The sequence below is a fragment of the Mailhella massiliensis genome, assembly GCF_020741395.1.
GTDB lineage: Bacteria > Desulfobacterota > Desulfovibrionia > Desulfovibrionales > Desulfovibrionaceae > Mailhella > Mailhella massiliensis_A.
Genome location: NZ_DYZA01000193.1, coordinates 1 through 6,356 on the forward strand (window position 1 = coordinate 1; position 6,356 = coordinate 6,356).

Here is a 6,356-nt window from a genome sequence, read left to right on the forward strand (position 1 = left end):
CCCCCCCCCCTTGAAGTCCTTGATAAGCCGGCCACGATCCGCCAAAGGCACGGCCATGAGCCGAGAGCGCCCATGAGCAGGGCGAAGCAGACAAGCGCGGTGAGCACGACAGAAAACATGTCCATGCCGAAGCCTACTCCCTTTTTCTTGTGCTCGTAAACAAAAAACTGTGCCGCAGCTTTTTCCCGTGCCATGCTTTTTCCAAAAAGGAGTTTTTCCATGGCCGTATCGAACTACAGCACAGTACCGGATCAGAACACGCAGATATCCGGCATCAACATAGCCGAGGGCTGCGCGCCTTCGGGCATCAACAACGCTATCCGCCAGCTCATGGCAGATGTGAAAAGCTATGCCAACACCGTGGACTCACGGGCAACTCTTCCTTCGCAGAGCGGGCAGTCGGGCAAGTTCCTCACCACCAACGGCACGACGGCGAGCTGGGGCACGGTGAAGGGCCACACGGTCTCCACGGCCTCGCCTTCCGGCGGCTCGAACGGGGACGTGTGGATTCAGTACATTGCGTAGCGCCTGCGGCCCGATGCCGGGGCAGGGAGGCGCAGGGGAGGGGGGCCCGTCGCGCGGCCCCCGGGCGCTTTCCCCCGTCGCCGGGCCTTCCGGGGCGAGCCTTCCCCCGCGGGGCTTGGTTTTCCCCGCTTCGCAAGTCCTTTGCGGGGCTTGGCGGGGGAAAAGCATGAACCCCTTGTTCCCCCGCGCGGGCCTTGCCTTCCTGCGGGGGCGGTGAAGAGCCCCGGCATGTGCCGCCCGCGTTTCCGCGCCCTGTTCGGGAAGGGCCTTTCCCAGATCCGCCTTCTCTTTGCGGGACTTGGGCAGGGAGGCAGGAGCTCGGGCGCTTCCCCCATGCGCGGGATCCGGGAGGGCGCGTTTCCCTGCCGGGCCTGCGCCGCAGCGTATGCCGGACGTTCCCCGCGCCGGGGCATGGTTGCCGGAAAAGACCCCCTGCGGGGAGTTTGCCGCAACCGGGCGGGGCAGGGCGTTTCCGGGCGCTTCCCCCATCGCGCGGCCCCCGGGCCTTCCCCCGCCTTGCGCTCTTTCGCGCCTTCATCGCCCGGCGTGATCCTGCGCGGGCATGTTTTGCCGCGAAGCCGCCCGTCCTCCGGGCGCGTTGCGGCGCGTATCGTCAACTTTTCAAGGAGCAGACATGGCAGAATATCTTCTCACCTGGGACGGCGCGGAAGGGCGCGTCATATCCGGGGGCTATCGCCTCAGCACTTCCGCCCGCTTTTCCCTGCCTTTTTCCTATGCGGCTCTGTACTACGAGCCGGAGGCGGGCAACGCCTTTCTGGTGGAGGAAGACGGCGCGCGGCGCAACCTTTCCTCTTCGGAGGTCGCGGCGGTGCGCGCTCTTTGCGACACCTTCTGGCAGGAGCACGATTTTCCCGTGCATGCCTACGACGCGGAATCGGGCCTGTATGCGGGGAGCATGGCAAAGAGCGCGGCCGAGGCGGCGGGGCTTTCCTTCCGTGTGAACGAGGCCCCCGATCACCCGGCGAGCAAGTGGACGGGCGAAGCCTGGGAGCGCCTTGCCCTGGCCGTGCTCGACGACGGCACGGTGCGCGAATGGCCGGAAAACGTCTGTGCTCAGTGCGTGTTGGGCTTCACGGAAGCGGAAAAGGCGGCGCAGGTTCCCGACAGGCCGAGCATGTACCACATCTGGGATATCGCCTCCGGCGCGTGGAAGGATCCGCGTTCCTTGGAGAAGGCGAAAATGGACGCCGCCTCCTCCCTGCGCGTGGATTTCGAGCTTCTGCGCCACGCCATGAGCGCAGACAGGTACTTCACGCCGAGCTACGAAACGGAAACCTGGACATGGCAGGTCATGGAGGCGCGCGCGTACCTGGCGGACGGGAGCACGGCCACGCCCTATGTGGACGCCTTCCTTGCCGCGCGCACGGACGAGGGCAAGCCGGACAAGAAAACGCTCTGCGAGGACATTCTCGCGAACCACGCCTCCTTCCTTGCGGCCATGGCCGGGGTGAACGGCGCACAGTGGGGCTATCTCTCCCGCGTGAAGGCCGCCGCCACGAAGGAAGAGTGCCTTGCCGCGCAGAACGGGGCGCATGAGTACTGCATAGCCGCGCGCCGCGCGCGGGAGGTGTAGCATGCCGGTTTTCGTCAGGGTAAGCGGGGCGTGGAAGAAGCAGAATTATACCTATGTGAAAGTATCGGGCGCGTGGAAGACGGCCCTCAACACCTGGGTGCGCGTGTCGGGCGTATGGAAAAAGGCCTATACCTACGGCTATTCCTATTCCGGCTGGAGCGCCTGCTCCAAGAATTGCGGCGGAGGCACGCAGACGCGCACGGCGACCTGCAAGCGCTCCGACGGGCTGACGGTGGCCGATTCCTTCTGTACGGCCTACGGGGTGAGCAAGGGCGCGCTTTCGCAGTCCTGCAATACCCATAGCTGCTATGCCGGGGGCGACTATACCTCCAACAGCACCTTCACCGCTCCCCACAACGGCACCTACCGCTTCACGGTATACGGAGGCGGCGGGGGAGGCGCAGGCGGCGCAGGCGGCAGGCGCATCCAGAAAAAAAACCAGACTGATATTATACTGGGCTATACCTCAGGGGCAGGCGGAGGCGGCGGGGGAGGCGGGTACTTCACCGTCAAAGACCAGTACCTATCCGCCGGACAGGCTGTATACTTTTCCATAGGCGGAGGTGGCGGAGGAGGGGTAAGAGGATATGGAACTGTGCCTTACATGGGGCATAATCTGCAGTCGCCGACGGCAGGCGGAAGAGGCGGATCCACAGTCATAAGCGGAGCGGCCTCGGCTTCTGCCGACGGAGGTTACGGCGGCGGCGTGGGCACTCTGCCCGAGGATAAGGCAACTTCCACAGCTGATATCGCTACCCCCCAGGGCGGCGCAGGCGGCGCAGGCTCTGTGAACGGCGGACAAGGTGAAAACGGCGCCTTGTATGGAACACATACTACAGGTGTCTACGGAGGCGCAGGCGGCGGTGGAGGACAGGGCGGCCGCTGGGGCGGCGCGGGAGGACGCGGCAACGGCTGGGCTTTGCCGGGAGGTTCCTGGAATGCTTCCGATAACCTCGCCTATGCAAGTACCGACGGCTCCGCAGGTTCCTCAGGTATGGTGAGGGTTGCGTATATCGGGTAGCGCAGGGAAGGGCCTTTTCCTTCGGGAAAGGGCCTTTTTTCATGCCCTGAGGGCGGCCCTCCATGAGCCGGAAACGGGGCGAAGGCACAAAAAAGGCGCGGGAAAGAAGGGCGGAGGAAGAAAATCATGGCTTCCGCCGTCAGTATCCTATAGAGGAAGTGTCCGCCTCCGGGCAGGGGCGCGGATGCCGGGGAGCGGGAAGGGGAAAAAACAGGAGCGCAGGGAGAAATCATAAGATTATCATTGGATATCATAAGAAAAAAAATAACACTCTTCTCCCGGAGAAGGGGCGGCGCAACAAAGGGAAAGCCCCCGGCTTTTGCGGAACATGAAAAGAGCATCCTGTCGGCATGGCGCCGTGAGGAGCGCTCCCGGAAAAGGATGTTCCGGGCGGAAAAGCGTTCCGCACGCCCGGGCCGGCGCCCGGCGCGGCCGTGGATATACGCCGCGCATCCCCCGCCTGCGGGCGGCATGCAGCCGTTGAACTTTCGGCGGGGAACCGCCTCCGGCTCATGATCCCGCGCGGCTTTGCCCAAGGCTTTTCCGTGCCGGGCGGAGAGGCGGCCTTCGCCTGCAAGTGCGGCAAGCGCTGCTGCAAAGAGCCTGAGGGAGGCATACGCTCCGACGAGCCGGCCGCAGGCCGGCGCATCGACAAGGCAAGGGCCCTTACCGCAGCAAAGGGCAAAGCCTGCCCGTATGTTTCGGGGTTCGAATCATGCTTCCGGCGGCGGGGTGCGGAAGCCGGGAGGAAAACGTGCCGCAGGGCCGGGGAACAGGTTCCGGAATCCGGAACAAGGGCCGCGGGGCGTTGTGAAAGCGCGGAGAGGAGGAGCCGTGGAGAAGAAGGAACATTCCATGAAAGTGCTGATTCTGGCCGGAGGTCTGGGAACGCGCCTCGGAGAAGAGACCTCCATACGCCCGAAACCCATGGTGGAGATAGGGGGCAGGCCCATTCTCTGGCATATCATGAAGATATACTCGCATTACGGTTTTCATGATTTCATCGTGCTGTGCGGCTACAGGCATGAGTATATCAAGGAATATTTCATGAACTATTTCATGGATAATTCCGACGTCACCTTCGACCTCGCGAGCAATGCGGTGAAGGTGCATGAAAAGCGCGTGGAGCCGTGGAAGGTCACGCTTGTGGACACGGGGCGCGACACTATGACGGGCGGCCGCCTCCGCAGGGTACGCGGCTATGTGGGGGAGGAGACGTTCATGCTCACCTACGGCGACGGCGTGGCCGACATTGATATTCCCGCGCTCATCGCCCATCACCGGCGATGCGGCAGGCTGGCCACGCTGACGGCGGTACAGCCGGAAGGCCGTTTCGGCGCGCTGTCCATAGAGGACGATGCGCAAGTGTCGTCCTTTCAGGAGAAGCCCCGGCAGGGAGGCGGCTGGATCAACGGAGGCTTCTTTGTCCTGGAGCCGGAGGTTTTCGACTATATCCCGCCCGGCGACGATGCGGTATGGGAGCAGGCCCCCCTGCGCGCGCTCGCCCGCGACGGCCAGCTCTGCGCCTATCGCCACGAGGGCTTCTGGCGTCCCATGGACATGCTCAAGGACAAGAAGGACCTGAACGCCCTGTGGGACAGCGGGCAAGCCCCCTGGAAAATCTGGAGGGACTGAACATGGGCAATCTTTCATTCTTTCGCGGGAAGCGGCTTTTTCTCACCGGCCATACCGGCTTCAAGGGGAGCTGGCTGTGCCGCGTGCTCATCGGCGCGGGGGCCGAAGTCACAGGCTACAGCCTGCCCGCGCCTGCGGGAGCCGACCTGTTTTCCCTGGCCGGCCTGGAAGGGCGCATGACGAGCATACTCGGGGATATCCGCGACTTTGCGCGCCTGAAGGAAAGCTTCGACAGGGCGCGGCCGGAGATAGTCCTGCACCTTGCCGCGCAGCCCATAGTGCGCGAGTCCTACAGAAATCCCCGCTGCACCTACGAAACCAACGTCATGGGCACGGTGAACCTTCTGGAATGTGTGCGCCTTTCCTCCTGCGTGAGGAGCGTTCTCAACGTCACCACGGACAAGGTGTATCGGAACGTCGCAGGGAGGGCCTGCCGTGAACAGGATCCCCTCGACGGCTTCGACCCCTACTCCAACAGCAAGAGCTGCTCGGAGCTTGCGACCCGCAGTTACAGGAACAGCTTTTTTGCGGACGGCGTGCCTCCCGTAAGCACGGCCCGCGCGGGCAACGTCATAGGCGGGGGGGATTTTGCCCTCGACCGCATCATTCCCGACTGCGTGCGTGCGCAGCGGGAGGGCAGGGTTATAGGGGTGCGCCGTCCCTTTTCCGTAAGGCCGTATCAGCACGTCCTTGAGCCCGTCATGGCCTATCTCATGATAGCGCGGGCCCAGTGGGAGAACCCCGCCCTTGCGGGCGGGTACAACGTGGGGCCGGACGAGGGCGACTGCGTGACGACCGGAGAGCTTGCGGAGCTTTTCTGCCGATGCTGGGGCGAGGGGGCGCGCTGGGAGAACAGGGCGGAGAAGAACGCCCCGCACGAGGCGGAATGTCTCAGGCTCGACTGCACGAAGATAAAAAAAACCTTCGGCTGGTCGCCGCGCTGGCACATTGCCGAAGCCGTGGAAAAAACCTGCGCGTGGTCGAAGGTGTGGCTTGCAGGAGGCGATATCCCCGCAGAGATGGACAGGGAGATAGAGGACTACGGCGCCGCCCCGGAAGGCGCGCCGCAGGCATGAACAGGGGGGAGGATATGAAAAGAAGCGCGGAAGAGATAAAGAGCGGGATACGAAGGCTTGCCGGGGAATACTATGAGCTCGCGCGCCCCGACAGGCGCCGCCCCGGCCATATCCCCGTTTCGGGCAAGTCGCTGGGCAGGGAAGAACTTTACGCCATGCTGGAAGCCTCGCTGGACATGTGGCTTACCGCCGGGCGCTTCAACGCGGCCTTTGAGGAGGCCTTTGCCGCAAAGCTCGGCGTGAAATACGCCCTTTCGGTCAATTCCGGTTCCAGCGCCGACCTTCTGGCGCTCACGGCGCTTACCTCCCCGAAGCTCGGCGCGCGACGCCTGAGGAAGGGGGATGAAGTCATGACTGTGGCCGCGGCCTTTCCCACCACGGTGAACCCCATCATTCAGAATTCCCTGGTGCCGGTGTTCGTCGACATTGAGCCCGCCACCTGCAATATCGACGTCTCCCGCATGGAGGAGGCCCTCACGCCCCGGACGAAGGCCGTGTTTCTCGC

The 6,356-nt window shown here is 63.8% G+C and carries 6 protein-coding genes and 1 pseudogene; all 7 read left to right on the forward strand.

The features are described from left to right. Positions 1–219: 219 nt before the first annotated feature. Positions 220–525 (forward strand): hypothetical protein, encoded by a 306-nt coding sequence (locus K8W16_RS09590; protein WP_304122986.1) that lies wholly within the window; start codon positions 220–222, stop codon positions 523–525. Between the two features lie 634 nt (positions 526–1,159). Next, positions 1,160–2,119, forward strand: coding sequence for a hypothetical protein (locus K8W16_RS09595; RefSeq protein WP_304122989.1), 960 nt, complete (start codon positions 1,160–1,162; stop codon positions 2,117–2,119). Between the two features lies 1 nt (position 2,120). After that, complete coding sequence (locus K8W16_RS09600) at positions 2,121–3,140, forward strand: thrombospondin type-1 domain-containing protein (RefSeq protein ID WP_304122993.1); 1,020 nt, start codon at positions 2,121–2,123, stop codon at positions 3,138–3,140. A 434-nt stretch (positions 3,141–3,574) separates the two neighbouring features. Beyond that, a pseudogene (locus K8W16_RS12415) lies at positions 3,575–3,808 on the forward strand (dTDP-4-dehydrorhamnose 3,5-epimerase family protein); the annotation flags it as partial. 187 nt (positions 3,809–3,995) lie between these two features. Next, on the forward strand, positions 3,996–4,775 hold the full coding sequence (gene rfbF, locus K8W16_RS09605; protein WP_304122994.1) for a glucose-1-phosphate cytidylyltransferase: 780 nt from the start codon (positions 3,996–3,998) through the stop codon (positions 4,773–4,775). Between the two features lie 2 nt (positions 4,776–4,777). Then, positions 4,778–5,851, forward strand: a complete 1,074-nt coding sequence (gene rfbG, locus K8W16_RS09610; RefSeq protein WP_304122996.1) for a CDP-glucose 4,6-dehydratase — start codon at positions 4,778–4,780, stop codon at positions 5,849–5,851. A 14-nt stretch (positions 5,852–5,865) separates the two neighbouring features. Continuing rightward, the coding region (locus K8W16_RS09615; protein WP_304122998.1) for a DegT/DnrJ/EryC1/StrS family aminotransferase at positions 5,866–6,356 on the forward strand (491 nt) is incomplete at its 3' end.

What these genes read in the sequence shown, in the direction of transcription:
- rfbF (WP_304122994.1), top strand. Translation starts at nt 3,996, where the DNA reads ATGAAAGTGCTGATTCTGGCCGGAGGTCTGGGAACGCGCCTCGGAGAA.
- K8W16_RS09595 (WP_304122989.1), top strand. Translation starts at nt 1,160, where the DNA reads ATGGCAGAATATCTTCTCACCTGGGACGGCGCGGAAGGGCGCGTCATA.
- K8W16_RS09590 (WP_304122986.1), top strand. Translation starts at nt 220, where the DNA reads ATGGCCGTATCGAACTACAGCACAGTACCGGATCAGAACACGCAGATA.
- rfbG (WP_304122996.1), top strand. Translation starts at nt 4,778, where the DNA reads ATGGGCAATCTTTCATTCTTTCGCGGGAAGCGGCTTTTTCTCACCGGC.
- K8W16_RS09600 (WP_304122993.1), top strand. Translation starts at nt 2,121, where the DNA reads ATGCCGGTTTTCGTCAGGGTAAGCGGGGCGTGGAAGAAGCAGAATTAT.